17 protein-coding genes are annotated in these 18,308 nt (G+C 65.0%); 15 read left to right on the forward strand and 2 right to left on the reverse strand.

The window, feature by feature from the left end:
• Positions 1-10 precede the first annotated feature (10 nt).
• Positions 11-1,450, forward strand: coding sequence for an alpha,alpha-trehalose-phosphate synthase (UDP-forming) (otsA, locus tag LH365_RS16115; protein WP_226745583.1), 1,440 nt, complete (start codon positions 11-13; stop codon positions 1,448-1,450).
• A gap of 80 nt (positions 1,451-1,530) precedes the next feature.
• Here otsA and LH365_RS16120 read toward each other — a convergent pair whose 3' ends face one another.
• Both LH365_RS16120 and LH365_RS16125 read right to left on the reverse strand, forming a co-directional pair.
• On the reverse strand, positions 1,531-2,142 hold the full coding sequence (locus tag LH365_RS16120) for an FMN-dependent NADH-azoreductase (protein ID WP_226745584.1): 612 nt from the start codon (positions 2,140-2,142) through the stop codon (positions 1,531-1,533).
• A 99-nt stretch (positions 2,143-2,241) separates the two neighbouring features.
• Complete coding sequence (locus LH365_RS16125; protein WP_226745585.1) at positions 2,242-3,084, reverse strand: pirin family protein; 843 nt, start codon at positions 3,082-3,084, stop codon at positions 2,242-2,244.
• Positions 3,085-3,246: 162 nt separating this feature from the next.
• Between LH365_RS16125 and LH365_RS16130 the strand changes: the two genes are divergently transcribed.
• The 14 genes from LH365_RS16130 (at position 3,247) to xdhC (ending at position 18,302) form a co-directional block, all read left to right on the forward strand.
• Entirely contained in the window at positions 3,247-4,146 is a 900-nt protein-coding gene (locus LH365_RS16130; RefSeq protein WP_226745586.1) for a LysR family transcriptional regulator, read from the forward strand.
• A gap of 95 nt (positions 4,147-4,241) precedes the next feature.
• On the forward strand, positions 4,242-4,400 hold the full coding sequence (locus tag LH365_RS16135) for a hypothetical protein (protein WP_226745587.1): 159 nt from the start codon (positions 4,242-4,244) through the stop codon (positions 4,398-4,400).
• A complete protein-coding gene (locus LH365_RS16140; protein ID WP_226745588.1) occupies positions 4,397-5,719 on the forward strand; it encodes an AtzE family amidohydrolase in 1,323 nt (440 codons plus the stop codon). The genes LH365_RS16135 and LH365_RS16140 overlap by 4 nt, the downstream gene beginning before the upstream one ends.
• The gene (locus tag LH365_RS16145) at positions 5,716-7,290 is read left to right on the forward strand and encodes a gamma-glutamyltransferase family protein (protein ID WP_226745589.1); all 1,575 of its coding nucleotides are present in this window, start codon (positions 5,716-5,718) and stop codon (positions 7,288-7,290) included. The genes LH365_RS16140 and LH365_RS16145 overlap by 4 nt, the downstream gene beginning before the upstream one ends.
• Entirely contained in the window at positions 7,284-8,534 is a 1,251-nt protein-coding gene (locus LH365_RS16150; RefSeq protein WP_226745590.1) for an allantoate amidohydrolase, read from the forward strand. The genes LH365_RS16145 and LH365_RS16150 overlap by 7 nt, the downstream gene beginning before the upstream one ends.
• Positions 8,531-9,757, forward strand: a complete 1,227-nt coding sequence (locus LH365_RS16155; protein ID WP_226745591.1) for an alanine--glyoxylate aminotransferase family protein — start codon at positions 8,531-8,533, stop codon at positions 9,755-9,757. Before LH365_RS16150 ends, LH365_RS16155 begins: the two co-directional genes overlap by 4 nt.
• A 150-nt stretch (positions 9,758-9,907) precedes the next feature.
• Entirely contained in the window at positions 9,908-10,807 is a 900-nt protein-coding gene (gene puuE / locus LH365_RS16160) for an allantoinase PuuE (RefSeq protein ID WP_226745592.1), read from the forward strand.
• The gene (hpxZ, locus tag LH365_RS16165; protein ID WP_226745593.1) at positions 10,797-11,177 is read left to right on the forward strand and encodes an oxalurate catabolism protein HpxZ; all 381 of its coding nucleotides are present in this window, start codon (positions 10,797-10,799) and stop codon (positions 11,175-11,177) included. Before puuE ends, hpxZ begins: the two co-directional genes overlap by 11 nt.
• The gene (uraD, locus tag LH365_RS16170) at positions 11,174-11,674 is read left to right on the forward strand and encodes a 2-oxo-4-hydroxy-4-carboxy-5-ureidoimidazoline decarboxylase (protein ID WP_226745594.1); all 501 of its coding nucleotides are present in this window, start codon (positions 11,174-11,176) and stop codon (positions 11,672-11,674) included. Before hpxZ ends, uraD begins: the two co-directional genes overlap by 4 nt.
• Entirely contained in the window at positions 11,671-13,068 is a 1,398-nt protein-coding gene (locus LH365_RS16175; RefSeq protein ID WP_226745595.1) for an NAD(P)-binding domain-containing protein, read from the forward strand. Before uraD ends, LH365_RS16175 begins: the two co-directional genes overlap by 4 nt.
• Positions 13,065-13,394, forward strand: coding sequence for a hydroxyisourate hydrolase (gene uraH / locus LH365_RS16180; protein ID WP_226745596.1), 330 nt, complete (start codon positions 13,065-13,067; stop codon positions 13,392-13,394). Before LH365_RS16175 ends, uraH begins: the two co-directional genes overlap by 4 nt.
• A gap of 138 nt (positions 13,395-13,532) precedes the next feature.
• Positions 13,533-14,981, forward strand: coding sequence for a xanthine dehydrogenase small subunit (xdhA, locus tag LH365_RS16185; protein ID WP_226745597.1), 1,449 nt, complete (start codon positions 13,533-13,535; stop codon positions 14,979-14,981).
• Positions 14,974-17,289 (forward strand): xanthine dehydrogenase molybdopterin binding subunit, encoded by a 2,316-nt coding sequence (gene xdhB / locus LH365_RS16190; protein ID WP_226745598.1) that lies wholly within the window; start codon positions 14,974-14,976, stop codon positions 17,287-17,289. Before xdhA ends, xdhB begins: the two co-directional genes overlap by 8 nt.
• Positions 17,286-18,302 (forward strand): xanthine dehydrogenase accessory protein XdhC, encoded by a 1,017-nt coding sequence (xdhC, locus tag LH365_RS16195; protein ID WP_226745599.1) that lies wholly within the window; start codon positions 17,286-17,288, stop codon positions 18,300-18,302. Before xdhB ends, xdhC begins: the two co-directional genes overlap by 4 nt.
• The last annotated feature ends 6 nt before the right edge of the window (positions 18,303-18,308 follow it).

The raw sequence follows: 18,308 nt of genomic DNA on the forward strand, positions 1-18,308 counted from the left end.
AGTAAGAGTCATGGGGCGACTTATCGTTGTTTCAAACCGCGTCAACCCGCCGGCCGACGCCAATGTCGGCACGCAGGGCGGACTGGCCATGGCGCTGTCGGCGGCCTTGCGCGAAGAAAACGGCATCTGGTTCGGCTGGTCGGGTCAGACCACCGACGCCTTCACCGGCCACCTGTCGATCCAGAAGATCGGCGGGGTGACCGTGGCCCTGACCGACCTCGAAGCGCAGGACGTACAGGAATATTATAACGGCTACGCCAATCGCACCCTGTGGCCGCTGTTCCACTACCGCACCGATCTGGTGGCCTTCGAGCGCAGCTTCGACGAAGGCTATCTGCGGGTCAATCAGCGTTTCGCCGACACGCTTTTCCCGCTGGTCGAAAAAGAGGACCTGCTGTGGGTGCAGGACTATCACCTGCTGCCGCTCGCCTCGATGCTGCGTAAGCACGGCGTGACCAACCGCATCGGCTTCTTCCTGCATATTCCGTGGCCGGCCATGCGGGTGTTCCAGACCCTGCCCAAGCACAAGGAACTGGTCGAGACCCTGTTCGACTACGACCTGATCGGCTTCCAGACCGAAGACAGCCTCAACGCCTTTCAGGAATATGTCCTGCACGCCGCCGAGGGCGAAAGGCTGCCCGACGGACGCCTGCGGGCCTTCGGCAAGACGATACAGGCGGGGGCCTTCCCAATCGGCATCGACAGCGAGGACTTCACCGCCGCCGCCACCTCGGACAAGGCTTCGGCCTTCTACAATCTGATGCGTAATTCGCAGGCCGGGCGCAAGATGATCACCGGCATCGACCGGCTCGACTATTCCAAGGGGCTTGAGGAGCGGTTTCTGGCCTATGAGCAGTTTCTCAACAACCACCCGCGTATGGAGGGCGAAGTGTTCCTGATGCAGATCGCCACGGCGACGCGCGAGGAGGTCGACACCTATCAGGACCTGCGCGCGCGGCTCGACAGTCTTTCGGGACGCATCAACGGCGCGCACGCCACCATCGACTGGGTGCCGGTGCGCTACGTCAACCGGGCCTACCGCCGCGATGAACTGGCGGGCATCTATCGTGCTTCGCATGTCGGGCTGGTGACGCCCTTGCGCGACGGGATGAATCTGGTGGCCAAGGAGTTCGTGGCGGCGCAGGACGAGAACGATCCGGGCGTCCTCATCCTGTCGGAATTCGCCGGGGCGGCGGCCCAGATGAAGGCGGCGCTGATCGTCAATCCCTTCGACCGTCAGGCCATGGCCGAGGCCATTGCCGACGCCGTGCACATGCCGCTCAAGGAACGCAGGCAGCGCCATGCCGATCTGATGACCGGGGTCATGACCGAGGACGTGGTGTGGTGGCGCAACGACTTCGTGGCGCGGCTGAAGGACGATCGGGGGGTGACGCCGGATGGCGCGACCTTTCCCGACGACCGGGTCGTAAAGTTACCGGTCGCTGGATAAATTTCCTCCCTACGCGACGTCACAAAAGAAAAAGCCAGCTGATGGCTCAGCCGGCTTTGCTCGCGCGCTGGGTTCGGTTTTTATGCTGCCGCCAGTTCGCTCAGGGCCTTGGAGGCGCTTTCGATCGCCGCCGCCTTGACGTCCGGACCGAAGGCCATGGCTTCCGAGCGGATGAAGGTCACGTCGGTGATGCCGATAAAGCCGAGCAGCGTGCGGATATGGCCTTCCTGAAAGTCCATGACCGAGGCCGGGCCTTCGGAATATTTGCCGTCGCGGGTTTCGATAACCACGGCCTTGGTGTTCTTGACCAGACCTTCGGGCCCGGCTTCGGTGTAGCGGAAAGTGCGGCCGGCGCGCAGCACGTAGTCAAACCACGTCTTCAGCAGGGCCGACATGCCGAAATTGTACATCGGCGCGCCCAGCACCAGAATATCGGCGGCTTCCAGTTCCGACACGCGGGCTTCGACGGTTTCGGCCAGGGCCGACGCTTCGACGCTTTCGCCGACATTGCCGAAGAAGCCGTTGATGTTCGACGCGCTCAGGACCGGGAGCGGGTTGAGGCCGAGGTCGAGTTCGACGAACTGCGCCTTGGGGTCGGCCTTCAGCAGGCTGTCCTTATAGGTGTCGACCAATTGACGCGAGATCGAGCCTTCGCCCTTGATCGAGGAATTGACAATGAGAACCTTGGACATGGCAGTCTCCTTTATTCGGTAATCGTAACTGATGCGATTATGTTTAAGTTTGTAAAGAGGATGTTTGAAAAAAACAGCGCTCTTTGTATCTGAAGGTTGTTAGAAGCGCCCCGCCTGATAGTCGGCGAAGGCTTGATAGATTTCCTGCGGCGTGTTCATGACGAACGGACCGTGGCGCGCGATGGGCTCTTTCAGCGGTTGACCCAGCACGACGAGCACGCGGGCGCCGTCGATGCCGCCGGTGAGCGGCAGTTCGGCCCCTTCGGTGAGCACAGCCGCCTGACCGCGCGCCACCGCCATACTACTATCTTGGCCATTGATGGTGACTTCACCGTCGAAGACGTAGGCGAAACCAGCATGGCCTTCGGGGACAGGCAGGTTCAGCGCTGCACCGCCGTCGAGTGAGACGTCGGCGATGAAGGGCTTGGTCGTCGGCGACTGGATCGGGCCGGTTTGCCCTTGATACTGACCCGCCAGCAGCTTGACCCAGGCATCGGCGTGACGGATCACCGGAATGGTGTCGGCCGGCACGTCCTGATAGCGCGGATCGAGCATCTTTTCCCTGGCGGGCAGATTCAGCCACAGTTGGAAGCCCTGCATCAGGCCGTCTTCCTGCTCCGGCATTTCGGAGTGGACGAGGCCGCGCGCCGTGGTCATCCACTGTACGTCGCCGGGGCCCAGCAGGCCTTCATTGCCCCTGGAGTCCTTATGGCGCATGCGTCCGGCCAGCATATAGGTGATGGTCTCGAAGCCGCGGTGCGGGTGATCGGGGAAGCCCGCGATATAGGCTTGCGGATCGTCCGAGCGGAATTCGTCCAGCATCAGGAAGGGATCGACCTCCGGCAGGGCCTGCGTGCCCAGAACGCGGGTGAGCTTGACGCCGGCGCCGTCGGTGGCGGGCAGACCGCGCACGAGACGGGTGATGGTGCGTTGTGTCGACATGTCTATGTCTTTCTAAGCGGTGGGAAGCCTGTGCTCCCGTGTTGACGAGACATATAGCCGGGGTTATCCGTTGTCAGAAGCCTGCAAAAATGAACCACGGTGTTTCGCCTATAGCAACACTTATGGGCAACACTGGCAGAGCACCGCTGATCAGGAGCCCTCATGACCCCCGGAGTCGATCTCGACGATCTGCAATCCTTCTTTCTGGTGGTCGAAACCGGCTCCTTCGCCCGCGCCGCCGACCGGTTGGGCGTGGCCAAGTCGATCGTTTCGCGCCGCGTCGCGCACCTTGAAGAACGGCTTAAGGCGCGGCTTCTGACGCGCACGGCGCGCGGTACCCAGACGACCGATGTCGGCGCGCTCTATTACGCCAAGGCGCGTGAAGCCATTGCTCAGCTTGAGGCCGCGCAGGAGGCCGTCAACGACGCTATGCTGGAGGTGGCAGGGCCCATCCGCCTGTCGGCGCCGCTGACCTTCGGCGTGTCGCACCTTGCGCCCGTCCTGACCGAGTTCGCCGTGCGCAATCCGCGCATCGAACTGGACGTCAGTTTCGACGACCGCCGGGTCGATGTGCTGGGGGGTGGCTATGACGTGGTGATACGCATCGGCGAACTGACCGACTCGACGCTGATCGCGCGGCGCATCGGCCATATCAACGGCATGATCGTCGCCAGCCCGGACTATCTGCGCCAGAAGGGCCCGCCCGAAACGCCGGAAGATCTGGGGCAACTCGACTGCCTGCTCTACACCAATGTGTCGCCCGGCGACGTCTGGCGCTTCGTTATCGATGGCGAGGTGCGCATGGTGCGCATCCCCGTGCGCCTGCGTTCGGACAATGGCGACATGCTGCTGAGCGCGGCGGTGGCGGGACTGGGTGTCGCGCGTCTGCCGGCCTTTATCACCAGCTCCGCGATCTCGTCGGGGCAGGTGGTTCCGGTCCTGCCCGAGTACAACACCACCGTGCCGCTGTGCGCCGTCATGCCGCCGGGCCGCTCGCGCACGGCGCGGGTCAAGGCGCTGGTCGATTTTCTGGCCCTGCGCTTCGCCAACGAGGTCTTGTAAACCGGCGGCATACGGAAGATTGTTGCGGGTGCGAAAAGGGGCTTGCCAGCCTCAGTGAAACGTTTAAGTTCGTATTCGGCAAGAGGGAGGCGGCAATGGAGCCGGAAGAATTCGACCGGTTGAGCGAAGGGGCGGCGGCGTTTCTGGGGCTGTCTCTGAGCGAAGAGAGCCAGACGGCCGTGGCGAGCAATCTTCAGCTTCTGCGTCAGCACATGGCGGTGCTGGAACGCGCCCTGAAGGATGCCGACGTATGAGCGATTTCGCTTCCGCCCTTGATCTGGCCCAAGCCATTGCCCGCCGGGAGGTATCGGCGGAAGCCGTGGTGCGTCGGGCGGTCGAGGCGGCGTTGAACGATCCCTATGCGGCCTTTACCCGCGTCTTTGCTTCGCAAGCCATAGCGGCGGCGCAGGCGGTAGATCGCGCAGAGGTCGCAGGGCCTCTGGCGGGCGTGCCGTTCGCCGTGAAGGACCTGTTCGACGTAGCCGGGCAGGTGACGACCGCCGGGGCGAAGCTGCGGCAGAGCGCCGCGGCGGCACCGCAGGATGCCGAGGTCGTGCGGCGGCTGAAAAACGCCGGGGCCGTGCTGATCGGCACGCTCAACATGGACGAATTCGCCTACGGTTTCGCTACGGTCAACGCCCATTTCGGCACCACCAAGAACCCCTACGACCCGGCGCGGCTGGCGGGCGGCTCGTCCGGCGGTTCGGCGGCGGCGGTCGCGGCGGGTCTGGTGCCGCTGACCCTGGGGTCGGACACCAATGGCTCGGTGCGGGTCCCGGCGTCGCTGTGCGGCGTGTGGGGGATGCGTCCGGCGGACGGGACGGTGCCGCTCGACGGCGTGTTTCCGTTTGTGGAGATGCTCGATACGGTCGGGCCCTTCGCAAGGTCCAGCCGCGACCTGCGGCGTTTGTACGAGGTCATTTCAGGCACTGCACCGCAAGGTGATGGCCCGCCGCTGCGCGTGGCGAAGCTCGGCGGCTTCTTCGCGCGCGATGCGGCGCTGGAGGCGGTGAATGCCGTCGAGGTGGTCATGGCGCACCTGAAATCCGATGCGGTGGTGCCCTTGCCGCAGGCCGAGGGCGGGCGTTCGGCGGGTTTTCTGATCACGGCGGCCCTGGGCGGGGCGCTGCACCTCGATACCCTGCGCGAACGGGCCAACGACTACGATCCGGCGGTGCGCGACCGGCTGATCGCCGGGGCCATGCTGCCCGCCGGAGTGCTGGCCAGGGCGCTCGATTACCGCGAACGCTATCGTAGAATATTCGCCGAACTATTTGAAACCTATGATGTTCTGGTCGCATCCGCCACGCCCTGCGCCGCACCGCGCATCGACGAAAGCACGATCCTGATCGACGGTAAACCGGCTTCGGCGCGCACCAATCTCGGCATCTATGCGCAGGCTATTTCGCTGACGGGCGCCGCGGTGATTTCCGCGCCGCTCAGGACGACGGGCCTGCCCATCGGGCTGCAATTCATCACCCGGCCGGGCCACGAAGGTCGGTTATTCGACCTGATGCACCGGATGGAAGACGCGGGCGTGCTGGGCTTCACCGCACCGGGAGGCGGCGCATGATCCATACGAAGACAGCGCTGCGCGGCATGGTTACGGCGCCGCATCATCTGGCGGCGCAGGCCGGGCTCGATATTCTGAAGCGCGGCGGCAGAGCCATGGAGGCGGCGGTGGCCACGGCGGCGGCGCTGGCCGTCGTCTATCCGCACATGAACTCCATCGGCGGCGACAGCTTCTGGATCGTGCGCGAGCCGGATGGCTCCGTGCATGGCGTCAGCGCCTGCGGCGCGGCGGCGCAGGCCGCGACGCTTGATCTGTACAAGGGGCTCACCGCCGTACCTTGGCGGGGGCCTTTGGCGGCCAATACAGTGGCCGGGACGCTGTCGGGCTGGGAGGCCGTGCTCAGCCGCGTGGCCGCCCCCTTGTCGCTCGAAGCCCTGCTGGAACCGGCCATTCATTACGCCGAACACGGCGTCGTGGTGACGAGGGGCGGCGCGGAAATCGCCGCGACCAAGGACGCCGAACTGAAGGAACAGTGCGGCTACGGGGCGGTGTTCCGACCTGACGATCAACCATTGAAAGAGGGCGCGGTCCTCAAACAGCCGGCTCTGGCGGCGACGCTGAAGGCGCTGGCCGCCAAGGGTCTGCGCGACGCCTATGAAGGCGATCTGGCGCGGGCCATCGCCGCGGATCTGGCGGCGGCGGGCTCCCCGGTCGGGGCTGAGGATCTGCGGGCGCACCGGGCGGCGACGCCGGTGCCGCTGACCACGGCCATCCGGGGCGTGCACCTGTACAATATGACCCCGCCGACGCAGGGCTTCGCCTCGCTGCTGATACTGGCCCTGTACGACCGTCTGGGCATAGAGGGGCACGACCATTTCGACCATCTGCACGGGCTGATCGAGGCGACCAAGCAGGCCTTCATTCTGCGAGACCGGCATATCGGCGACCCGGCCTATATGGATTTCGACGCCCAGGGCCTGCTGTCGGACGCCGCCGCGCTCGATGCGCTGGCGCGCAAGATCGACCGTGAACAGGCCCTGCCATGGCCGCATCTCCCGCAACAGGGAGACACGGTGTGGTTCGGCGCCGTCGACGCCGAAGGCCGCGCCGTCAGCGCCATTCAGAGCACCTATTTCGAGTTCGGTTCGGGAATCGTCCTGCCGCAGACCGGCATCATCTGGCAGAACCGCGGGGCGTCTTTCAAACTGGCTGAAACGGGCTGGAACGCGCTGAAGCCGGGCCGCAAGCCGTTCCACACGCTCAATCCGGCACTGGCCGTTTTCGACGATGGACGCGTGATGAGCTACGGCACCATGGGCGGCGAAGGCCAGCCCCAGACGCAGGCGGCGGTCTTCAGCCGTTACAATGCCGGTATGCCGCTGCAACAGGCGATCACCGCGCCGCGCTGGCTTCTGGGCAAGACCTGGGGCGAGGACAGCGTGTCGCTCAAGCTGGAAGGCCGGTTCGATGCGGCGGTGATAGACCGTCTCAAAAAAGCCGGGCATCAGACTGAAATTGTAGCCGATTTTACCTCTATGATGGGCCATGCCGGGGCGCTGGTGCGCCATGCCGACGGGCGTATCGAAGGGGCGATCGATCCGCGTTCCGATGGCGGGGTGGCGGCATGGTAGAGACCTTTATCGGTATAGGTGGCCGCCGCGCCGCCGCCCGCTGCGACACCCTGAAACGCCCGCCCTTCAGCGAGGCGGCGGAGATGCTGTTCCGCCCCTATTTGAGCGAGGCGCACCGGGCGACGCTGGTGCAGTTGCGGGAATGGATGGAGGCGGCGGGCATGGCCGTGCGGCTCGATCCGGCGGGCAATCTGATCGGGCGGTATGAAGGCAGGGGAGGCAAATCCCTCATCCTCGCCTCGCATATCGATTCTGTGCGTGATGCCGGGGCCTATGACGGGCCTCTGGGCGTCATGCTGGGTATCGAGGTGGTGGCGGCGCTCCATGAGCGCGGGCAACGGTTGCCATTCGCCATTGAGGTCTACGCTTTCGGCGACGAGGAAGGCTCGCGCTTTCCGGCCTCCATGCTCTGTTCGCGCGCCGTTTGCGGTCAGGTGGATCGCGCGACGCTGGATGTCGCCGACCGTGATGGCGTTACCCTCGGCAAGGCGCTGAGCGATTTCGGGCTCGACATCGACGCCTTTCTTGAGGCCCGCCGCGATCCGTCCGAGCTGATCGGCTATGTCGAAGCCCATATCGAGCAGGGGCCGGTGCTCGAGGCCGAAGGGCTGGCTTTGGGCGTTGTAACCGCCATTGCCTGTCAGCGGCGCTATGAGGTCAGGGTGGCGGGCATGGCCGGGCACGCCGGCACCAACAGCATGGCCCTGCGCAGGGACGCCCTGACCGCCGCCGCCGAAATGGCGCTGGCCATCGAGACGGTAGGGCGCTCCGGTGCGGACGATCTGGTGGCCACGGTCGGACGTTTTAACGTCGCGCCCAATGCGCCCAATGTCGTGCCGGGCGAGGTGGTCTTCACCATCGACGTGCGGGCGGGCGAAGAGGTCTCGCGCAATGCCGCGGCAAACGTCCTGCTGAGCCGTATCGAGGCCATTGCGGCCGCGCGCGGCGTGACGGTCGAATATCATCTGATCCACGACCTGCCCGCTGCACCGTGCGATCCGTCAATGATGGATTTTCTGTCGCAGGCGGTGTCTGAGGCCGGTCACAAGCCCCGCCGCATCGTTTCCGGTGCCGGGCACGACGCCATGGCCTTTGCCGGGCTCACGCCGACGGCCATGCTGTTTATTCGCTGCACGGACGGAATCAGCCACAATCCATTGGAAGCTGTGCTGCCGGATGACGCCGAGGCGGCGTTTCAGGCCCTGCATGGCCTTGTACTCAAACTGGGGGAAGCCTCCGCATGACCGACTATTTCGGTGAGATCAATCCGCCGCAAAGGCTGCTGATGGGGCCCGGTCCCGTCAATGCCCATCCGCGCGTGCTGCGCGCCATGTCCGCGGATTTGCTGGGTCAGTTCGATCCGGAAATGACCGGCTATATGAACGAGACGATGGCGCTGTATCGTGAGGTGTTCCGCACGCAGAACCGCTGGACCTTTCTCATCGACGGCACGGCGCGGGCGGCGATCGAGGCGGCGCTGGTGTCGCTGATCGAGGCCGGTCGTACGCATGTCCTGATCGTGCGTTTTGGCCGGTTCGGTCTGCTGCTGACCGAAATCTGCGAGCGGCTGGGCGCGGATTATGATGTCGTCGATGCGCCGTGGGGCGAGGTGGTGCCGATGGACGCTATCCGCTCTAAGGCATTGGAGTTTCGGCCCGACGTCATAGCCTGCGTGCATGGCGACACCTCGACCACCATGGCGCAGCCGCTGGAAGGTCTGGGCGAACTCTGCCGTGAAATCGGCGCCCTGTCCTATGTCGACGCCACAGCGACGTTGGGCGGCATGGCGATCGAAACCGACAAATGGGGGGTGGATATCGTCACGGCGGGCTTGCAAAAGTGTCTGGGCGGGCCGTCTGGTTCGGCACCCATCACCATCTCCGACCGCGCGGCGGAATACATCTTTGCGCGCCGTCACACCGAAAAGGGAATCCGTGGCACGGACGCGCAAGACGGGCACCGTGCGCGCATAGGCTCCAACTATTTCGATCTGGCCATGATCATGGACTACTGGTCGGACAAGCGGCTGAACCACCATACCGAGGCCACGACCATGCTCTACGGGGCGCGCGAATGCGCCCGCGTGGCGCTTCAGGAAGGGCTGGAGGCGCGGTTTGCACGCCACGCGAAGGCCGGGGCGTCGATGGCGGCGGGCCTGCGCGCCATGGGCCTGACCGTCTATGGCGACGACCGCTACCGCATGACCAATGTCACCGGCGTCTATATTCCGGAAGGGCTGGATGGCGAGCGCGTGCGTCAGCGGATGCGTGAGGATTTCGAGATCGAGATCGGCACGGCCTTCGGACCTTTGCAGGGCCAGATCTGGCGCATCGGGGCCATGGGTTACAACGCCATGAAGCACAAGGTGCTGATCACACTGGCAGCGCTGGAGGCCTGCCTGATCGCCGAGGGCGTGGCGGTCACGGTCGGCGCGGCGGTGCCTGCCGCGCGGGAGGTATGGGGATGAAGGGTTGTATGTCTTTCCTTCTCTTTGTTTACGGGGACAAGGGGGCCGACAGGCCGGATGAGGGGCAAAACTTTCCCCGAAATGCCCCTCACCCCAACCCTCTCCCCGCGTGCGGGGAGAGGGGGCTTAAAATTGAGGGATGCAATGATCATGCGTGACCTCCCCAGAGATCTCATCGGCTACGGCCAGACACCCCCCGACGCCCAATGGCCCAACGGGGCGCGTATCGCCGTGCAGTTTGTCATTAACTACGAAGAGGGCGGTGAAAACAGCGTCCTCAACGGCGACAAGGGTTCCGAAGCCTTCCTGTCCGAAATGGTCGGAGCGCAAAGCCAGGTCGGCGCGCGCGCCATGGCCATGGAAAGCCTCTACGAATACGGTTCGCGCGCCGGTTTCTGGCGGCTGCATCGCCTGTTCACCGAGCGCGGTGCGCCCGTGACCGTCTACGGTGTGGCCAAGGCCATGGAGATGAACCCGCGGGCCGTCGAGGCCATGCTGCGGGCCGAATGGGAGATCGCCACCCACGGCTATCGCTGGATCGATTATCAGAACGTGCCCGAAGAGGTCGAGCGCGAACATATCGCTAAGGCCATCGAACTGCACACCCGGCTGACGGGGACGCGGCCGCTGGGCTGGTATCAGGGGCGCACCTCGCCCCACACGGCGCGGCTGGTGGTCGAAGAGGGCGGCTTTATCTACGACGCCGATTCCTACGCCGACGACCTGCCTTACTACGATACGCGGTACGGCAAACCTCAACTGATCGTGCCCTATACGCTCGACGCCAATGACATGAAGTTCGTGGCTTATAATGGCTTTGCCGACGGTGAGCCCTTCTATCGTTATCTGCGCGATACGTTTGACCAACTCTATGCCGAAGGCAACCGCATGATGTCGATCGGCCTGCACGGGCGCATTGCGGGTAAGCCGGCGCGGGCCGCCGCCGTGGCGCATTTCCTCGACCACGTGCTGCGCCACGACAAGGTGTGGGTGGCGCGGCGCATCGACATCGCCAACCACTGGCTGAAAGTAAATCCCTATGCAGCTTAACGATCCCGTCCTGCTGAAAGAGGTCACCGAAGCCTTTTACGCCTATGAAGCGGCGCTGATGACCGACGACATCCCGGCCATGGACCGGCTGTTCCGCGATGGGCCGGAAACTGTGCGCTACGGGGTGGGCGAGGTGCTCTACGGCATCGAGGCAATCCGTGCGTTCCGCCTAGGGCGGGGCGGTTCGCCCCAACGCCGTCTGGGGCGGGTGGAGATCACCGTCTATGGCGAGACCTTCGCCACCGCCAACGCCGAGTTTTTCAGAGACGGTTCCCAGAAAAGAGGCCGCCAGTCGCAGGCCTGGGTCAAGTTCCCCGACGGCTGGAAGGTGGTGTCGGCGCACGTGTCGATCGAAGGGGCGACCTCATGAGCGATTTCAACCGTCTCAACCGCAAGGCCTTTATCGAGCGCTTCGGCCTGCTGTTCGAGCATAGCCCGTGGATCGTGGCGCAGGCCGAAACCCTGAGGCCGTTCAAGGACCTTGAGGCTCTGCACGCCGGGTTCATGAAAGTCGTGGCGCACGCCGGTCCTGAGGCGCAACTGGCCCTGCTGCGCGCCCACCCCAAGCTGGCCGACAAGGCGCAGGTGCGCGCCGGTTTGACGAAGGAATCGGCCTCCGAACAGGCGTCTGTCGGGCTGAATGCCCTGACCGAGGCCGAATTTGCGCGTTTCCACGACCTGAATACCGCTTATGAGGCCCGGTTCGGCTTTCCTTTCATCATTGCCGTGCGTCTGGCGGGCGGCAAGGCCGGCATCCTTGAGGCGATGGAGACGCGGCTGGGGAATGAGGCCGAGGCCGAATTTGCCACGGCCCTGTCGGAAGTGGGCAAGATCGTCTGGCTGCGTCTGAAGGATCTGAGTGCATGAGTCTTGAAACGCACAATGCCCGCGTCCGGCACGATCTCGACTGCCTCAACTATCCGGGCAGCGACTGGCTGAGCGCAACGCCGCATCCGGACGGTCACGTCCACGATGTCATAATCGTGGGGGGCGGTCAGTCGGGTCTGGGGGCGGCCTTTGCGCTGAAGCGCGAGCGGGTCAACAATATCCTGATCCTCGACGAATGCGCCGAAGGGTTCGAGGGGCCGTGGGAAACCTATGCCCGCATGGTGACCCTGCGGACGCCGAAAGCGATCACCTCGATCGATATGGGGGTGCCGTCCCTGACGTTTCGGGCCTGGTGGGAGGCGCAGCACGGGGCGGAAGGCTGGGCTAGGGTCGACAAGATCCCGCGCGGCGACTGGATGAACTATCTGCGCTGGTATCGCCGGGTGCTCGACCTGCCCGTGATCAACGAGGTGCGCATCGACCGCATCGAACCCCTGCCGGAAGGCGGGTTCCGGCTGCACGCGGGAACGCGGTCGTGGCAGACGCGCAAGGTGGTGCTGGCCACCGGCATTCAGGGCGGCGGCGAATGGCATACGCCGGACCTGATCAAGGCCCTGCCGCGTCACCTCTATGCCCATACGTCCGAAGCCATCGACATCGACGCGCTGAAAGGCAAGCGGGTCGGCATACTGGGCGGCGGGGCCTCGGCCTTCGACAATGCCCACCATATCCTCGAAGCCGGGGCAGGCGAGGCACACGTCTTCGTCCGGCGGTCGGAGTTGCCGCGCATCAACCCGATCCGTCATATGGAGGCGGCGGGCCTGATCCCGCGTTTCTCGGCGCTCGGCGATGCGGATAAGTACGCGGCCATGTCGCACTTTTTCAACTTCAATCAGCCGCCTACGAACGATACCTTCAGCCGGGCCGCCGCCTTTGAGGGCTTCCGGCTGCATACCGGCGCACCGTGGCAATCGGTGCGCGATGAGGGCGGCCGGGCCGTGGTGACGACACCCGGAGGCGAGCACGTCTTCGACTTTTTGATTGTCTCGACCGGGCTGATCACCGACCCGGCTTTGCGCCCGGAACTACGCGAGGTCGAGCCCGGCATCGTCCGCTGGCGCGATGTGTACGACGCGCCGGCAGATGTGAAGAACGCCTTGCTTGACGCCCACCCCTATCTGGGCGCAGGCTTTGCCTTCACGGGGCGCAGTCCGGAATGGCAGGCGAAATTGCATGGCCTGTTCGCCTTCAACTATTCGGCCCTGATCAATTTCGGCCTGTCGGCCTCGGCCCTGTCGGGGCTGAAATACGCCCTGCCGAAGCTGGCGGGCGCCGTGGCCGATCAGTTGTTCCTCGACCGGAGCGCCGCCTGTCTCGACGCCTATTTCGCCTATGACGAGCCGGAATTTATCGGCAATTGGAGGGCCTCATGAGCCTCTCGACCCACGTCCTCGACACCGCCCACGGCACCCCCGCCGAAGGGGTCGGCCTGCACCTGCTGAGTGGGCGCGAGGTGCTGTTCGCCGGGACGACCAATGGCGACGGACGTTGTCCCGAACTGCGCGATCTGGTGCTGAAGGCGGGTGTGTATCGGCTGGAGTTTGACGTCGCCGACTATTTTCGTGGCAAGGGCGTGGCGCTGTCCGATCCGCCGTTTCTGGACCGCGTCGGGATCGACTTCGGCATGGACGGGGTGACGCATTATCACGTGCCGCTGCTGGTCAGTCCCTATGGCTATTCGACCTACAGGGGGAGTTGATGGAGACCTGCTCTAAAATTCCCTCGCCCCTGTGGGGAGAGGGTGGTCCGAAGGACCGGGTGAGGGGGAACGCCACGCATGGATGTTTCGCCCCCTCACCCCGGCCCTCTCCCCGAAGGGGCGAGGGAGAGGTGCGCCATGTCCGATAAACTCCGCTTCTACCTCGACGGGGAAATCGTCGTTCTGTCCGGCATCGACCCGACGATGACCGTGCTCGACTGGCTGCGTTATCGCGCCCAGCGCACCGGCACGAAGGAAGGCTGTGCCGAGGGCGATTGCGGGGCCTGCACGGTGCTGGTCGGAGAGCTTGACGGCGACAGGCTGAACTGGCGCGCCGTCAATGCCTGCATCCTGTTCATGCCCATGCTCGACGGGCGGGCGCTGATGACCGTCGAAAGCCTCAAGGGCGCGCATCCGGTGCAGCAGTCAATGGTTGAACTGCACGGCTCGCAGTGCGGTTTCTGCACGCCGGGCATCGTCATGTCGCTGGTCGGGCGCTCGATGGGCGGCTGCGGTACGGTCGGCGTCGATCCGGCCGATGTGCTGGCCGGCAACCTGTGCCGTTGCACGGGTTACGGGCCGATTCTCAAGGCCGCCGAGCAGTGTCCGCCAATATCGTTTAACGACGCCCCGTTCGATGACGCTCCGATCATCGAAGGTTTACGTAAAATCCGCCGCGAAGACCTGCTGATCCTCACCTATGAGGACCCGGTGGCCGGGCTGGAGCGCCGGGCCTATGTGCCGCGCCATACAGACGATCTGGCGGAAATCCTGCTGGAAAATCCGGATGTCAGGCTGATCGCCGGGGCCACTGATGTCGGCCTTTGGGTGACCAAGCAGCACCGTGTCCTGTCCGATGTCGCCTTCATCGGCCATCTGATGCGCGAGATCGAAACCGCGGCGCAAGGGGTGCGGATCGGCGCGGGCGTGCGCTATTCGGATGCGCACGAGGCCCTCGCCGGCCTGCATCCCGATCTGGGCGAACTGGTCCGGCGCATCGGCGCGACCCAGGTGCGCAATTCGGGCACCATCGGCGGCAATATCGCCAACGGCTCGCCCATCGGCGACATGCCGCCGGCCCTGATCGCGCTGGGGGCCGAACTGACCCTGCGCCGGGGCAAGGCGCGCCGCACCCTGCTGCTGGAGGACTATTTCCTCGACTACGGCAAACAGGACCGTCAGCCGGGCGAGTTTGTCGAGAGCGTCTTCGTCCCGGTGCTCGACGCCACCGACTTCATGCGCATCGTCAAGCTGTCCAAGCGCTTCGATTCCGATATTTCGGCGGTGTGTGTCGCGGCGCACCTGCGCCTCACCGGCGGCATAGTCAGCTTCGCGCGGCTGGCCTTTGGCGGCATGGCGGGTATCCCCAAACGCGCCCTTCAGGCCGAGACCGTCCTGACTGGCCACGCCTTCACGCCGGAGCGGCTGGCTCTGGCGGCCGAGGCCCTCACACAGGATTTCACGCCGCTCAGCGATGTGCGCGGTTCCTCTGACTATCGATTAGCCGTGGCCGGTAATGTGCTGAAAAAGCTATGGTTCGACTATAACGGGCAGGGTGGGGATGTGCGGGAGGTCACCCATGGCTGATGCCCGCCCCGCGCCCGCACCAAAAGTCCCCACCCCAAAGGTTCATACCTCGCTGAAGCACGACAGCGCGCCGCTGCATGTCGCGGGTACGGCGCTCTATGCTGACGACGTGGCCGAACCGGCAGGCATGTTGCATCTGGCCTTCGGGCGCAGCCTCCACGCCCATGCGAAGATCACCGGGATGGACCTCAGCGCCGTCAGGGCTGCGCCGGGCGTGGTCGCGGTGTTCACCGCCGCTGACATCCCCGGCGACAACAATGTCGCGCCGGTGGCCAAGGACGACAAGATGCTGGCCACGGACGAAGTGGTGTTCATGGGGCAGCCGCTGTTTCTGGTCGCCGCGACCTCGGCAAAAGCCGCGCGGCTGGCGGCAAGGCTGGGGCGCATCGATTATGAGCCTTTGTCTGCGATCCTGACCATTGCCGAGGCCAGGGCGGCCAACAGCCTGATCGAGGCGTCTCAGGTTATGGCGCGCGGCGATATGGCGGCGCTGGAGGCCGCGCCGCACCGGGTTCAGGGCGCGCTGGAGATCGGCGGGCAGGATCATTTCTATCTCGAAGGGCAGATCAGCGTCGCCACGCCGATGGAGCAGGGCGGCGTGCATATCCTGTGTTCGACCCAGCACCCTTCGGAGGTTCAGCATCTGGTGGCGCACCTGCTGCACGTCAATTCGGCCGATGTGATGGTCGAGGTGCGGCGCATGGGCGGCGGCTTCGGCGGCAAGGAGACACAGGCCTCGCTGTTTGCCGCAGCGGCGGCTCTGGTGGCGGCCAAGACCGGCAAGCCCGCCAAATACCGCGTCGACCGCGACGAGGACATGCAGATTACCGGCAAACGCCACGATTTCACAGCGGATTACGACGTGGCCTTCGATGGCGAAGGCCGGATCAAAGCCCTGCGCCTCGAACTGGCCTCGCGCTGCGGCTGCTCGGCCGACCTGTCTCCGGCGATAAACGACCGGGCCATGTTCCACGCCGACAACTGCTATTTCCTCGAAAATGTCGAGATCGTGTCGCATCGTTACAGGACCCATACCGTGTCCAACACCGCCTTTCGCGGCTTCGGCGGGCCGCAGGGCATGGTGGCCATCGAGCGGGTGATGGACGCCATCGCGCTGCATCTGGGGCGCGATCCGGTCGCGGTGCGGCAGGCCAATTTCTACAGCCCGGAACGCAATATAACCCCGTACCGGATGGAGGTGACGGATTTCGTCGCCGACCGTATCGTCGCCGATCTGCTGGCGGCCTCGGACTACGCGGCGCGCAAGGCGGCAATCGACGCCTTCAACGCCAGCCATCCCTATCTCAGGCGCGGCATTGCCTGCACCCCGGTCAAGTTCGGCATCTCCTTCACCACCAGCCACCTCAATCAGGCGGGCGCTCTGGTCCATGCCTATGTCGATGGCTCGATCGCGCTCAATCACGGCGGGACCGAGATGGGGCAGGGGCTGAACATCAAGGTGGCGCAGATCGTCGCCGACGTCTTCGGGCTGGGGCTCGACAGGATCCGCATCACCTCGACGCGCACGGACAAGGTCCCCAACACTTCGGCGACGGCGGCCTCTTCGGGCACCGATCTCAACGGCTGGGCGGCTTGGCACGCAGCCAATGCGATCCGCGAACGGCTGGCGGAACTGATGGCCGGGCGCAACGGCGTGGCGGCGGACAGCGTGGTCTTCGAGGGCGGCGTGGTGCGCGCCGGCGACGAAGTGCTTGGCTTTGCCGAGGTCTGCCGGTTGGCGCACTTCAACCGCATTTCGCTGTCCTCGACCGGCTATTACGCCACGCCGAAAATCCATTACGACCGCAAGACCCATACGGGGCGGCCCTTCCTCTATTTCGCCTACGGCGCGGCGGTGTCGGAGGTGGTCATCGACACCTTTACGGGCGAGCATAAGGTGCTGCGCGCCGACATTCTTCACGATGTGGGGCGCTCGATCAATCCGGCCATAGATCTGGGGCAGGTCGAGGGCGCCTATGTGCAGGGGCAGGGCTGGCTGACCTTCGAGGAGTTGGTCTACGATCCCAAGGGGCGGCTTCTGACCCACGCCCCTTCGACCTACAAGATTCCGTGCGCATCGGACCGCCCGAAGGTGATGAATATCGAGCTGTGGCGGGCGGGCGAGAACCGCGAGCCGACCATCCACCGCTCGAAGGCCGTGGGCGAGCCACCCTTCATGCTGGCCAACAGCGTGTTTTCGGCCCTGACCTACGCCGTGGCCGCGGCGACCGGCGAGACGCGCCCCGCGCTGGACGCGCCGGCCACGCCGGAGCGTATTTTGCGAGTGCTAAACGGGGGTGCGGTATGAACTGGGCCGCCAAAGCCATTGAATGGATGGGTAAAGAACCGGTGGCGATGATCTCGCTGCTGGCGGTCGAAGGCTCGACCCCGCGCGAGGCCGGGACGCGGATGCTGGTCACGGCGGGCGCGATCCATGGCACCATCGGGGGCGGCAATCTGGAGTTCCAGTGCATCGATCAGGCGCGCCTGGCGCTGAGGCACACACCCGGCACCTGGCGCATTCAGGACTATCCATTGGGGGTGCTGCTGGGGCAATGCTGTGGCGGCCGGGTGCGGGTGATGATCGAACACCTCGACCCGATGGAGACCGACTGGCTGACGGCGATCCGCGATCTCGACGCCTTCACCCTGCGCAGCGACCTGCGCGCCGATGGCGTCAGCCGTTGCGTGACCACGGAGGCCCCGAATATGTCAGCGCAGGGTCCCTTGCCTTCGGAGGGCCACACGCTCATCGAGCCTATCGGTCAACCCTTGACGCCGCTGCTGATGTTCGGGGCGGGCCATGTCGGCATCGCCATCGCGCGGGTGCTGAAAGGCCTGCCGTTCCGTCTGCACTGGTGCGACGACCGCACCGATGTCCCGGACGGCGTCACGATCGGCGACGCGCGGACCCTGTGCGCCGAGGCCGCGGCGGGCAATGGCCTGACCCTGATCCTTACTCACGACCACGCCCTCGATTACGAACTGACCAAGGCGGCGCTGGCTTCGGAGGCGCGGTTCATCGGCCTGATCGGTTCGGCGACCAAGCGGGCCCGGTTCTTTAGCCGCCTGCGCAAGGACGGTTTCAGCGAGGATCAGATCGCCCGCATTGTCTGTCCCATCGGCCTGCCTGGCATCACCGGCAAGGCGCCGGAAGTCATCGCGGTTGCCGTCGTCGCCCAGTTGCTTTGTCTGTCCTCCCCCTCTCCCCGCGTGCGGGGAGAGGGTCGGGGTGAGGGGCAAGCCCAACCTCAAATTGCCCCTCATCCGGCCCTTGCGGGCCACCTTCTCCCCGTTTACGGGGAGAAGGGAAGCGAATAGGATTTC

Origin of the sequence: Asticcacaulis sp. AND118 (genome assembly GCF_020535245.1) — a bacterium.
GTDB lineage: Bacteria > Pseudomonadota > Alphaproteobacteria > Caulobacterales > Caulobacteraceae > Asticcacaulis.

What these genes read in the sequence shown, in the direction of transcription:
- otsA (WP_226745583.1), top strand. Translation starts at nt 11, where the DNA reads ATGGGGCGACTTATCGTTGTTTCAAACCGCGTCAACCCGCCGGCCGAC.
- xdhA (WP_226745597.1), top strand. Translation starts at nt 13,533, where the DNA reads ATGTCCGATAAACTCCGCTTCTACCTCGACGGGGAAATCGTCGTTCTG.
- xdhC (WP_226745599.1), top strand. Translation starts at nt 17,286, where the DNA reads ATGAACTGGGCCGCCAAAGCCATTGAATGGATGGGTAAAGAACCGGTG.
- LH365_RS16140 (WP_226745588.1), top strand. Translation starts at nt 4,397, where the DNA reads ATGAGCGATTTCGCTTCCGCCCTTGATCTGGCCCAAGCCATTGCCCGC.
- puuE (WP_226745592.1), top strand. Translation starts at nt 9,908, where the DNA reads ATGCGTGACCTCCCCAGAGATCTCATCGGCTACGGCCAGACACCCCCC.
- LH365_RS16145 (WP_226745589.1), top strand. Translation starts at nt 5,716, where the DNA reads ATGATCCATACGAAGACAGCGCTGCGCGGCATGGTTACGGCGCCGCAT.
- hpxZ (WP_226745593.1), top strand. Translation starts at nt 10,797, where the DNA reads ATGCAGCTTAACGATCCCGTCCTGCTGAAAGAGGTCACCGAAGCCTTT.
- uraH (WP_226745596.1), top strand. Translation starts at nt 13,065, where the DNA reads ATGAGCCTCTCGACCCACGTCCTCGACACCGCCCACGGCACCCCCGCC.
- uraD (WP_226745594.1), top strand. Translation starts at nt 11,174, where the DNA reads ATGAGCGATTTCAACCGTCTCAACCGCAAGGCCTTTATCGAGCGCTTC.
- LH365_RS16120 (WP_226745584.1), bottom strand. Translation starts at nt 2,142, where the DNA reads ATGTCCAAGGTTCTCATTGTCAATTCCTCGATCAAGGGCGAAGGCTCG.
- xdhB (WP_226745598.1), top strand. Translation starts at nt 14,974, where the DNA reads ATGGCTGATGCCCGCCCCGCGCCCGCACCAAAAGTCCCCACCCCAAAG.
- LH365_RS16175 (WP_226745595.1), top strand. Translation starts at nt 11,671, where the DNA reads ATGAGTCTTGAAACGCACAATGCCCGCGTCCGGCACGATCTCGACTGC.
- LH365_RS16155 (WP_226745591.1), top strand. Translation starts at nt 8,531, where the DNA reads ATGACCGACTATTTCGGTGAGATCAATCCGCCGCAAAGGCTGCTGATG.
- LH365_RS16125 (WP_226745585.1), bottom strand. Translation starts at nt 3,084, where the DNA reads ATGTCGACACAACGCACCATCACCCGTCTCGTGCGCGGTCTGCCCGCC.
- LH365_RS16130 (WP_226745586.1), top strand. Translation starts at nt 3,247, where the DNA reads ATGACCCCCGGAGTCGATCTCGACGATCTGCAATCCTTCTTTCTGGTG.
- LH365_RS16135 (WP_226745587.1), top strand. Translation starts at nt 4,242, where the DNA reads ATGGAGCCGGAAGAATTCGACCGGTTGAGCGAAGGGGCGGCGGCGTTT.
- LH365_RS16150 (WP_226745590.1), top strand. Translation starts at nt 7,284, where the DNA reads ATGGTAGAGACCTTTATCGGTATAGGTGGCCGCCGCGCCGCCGCCCGC.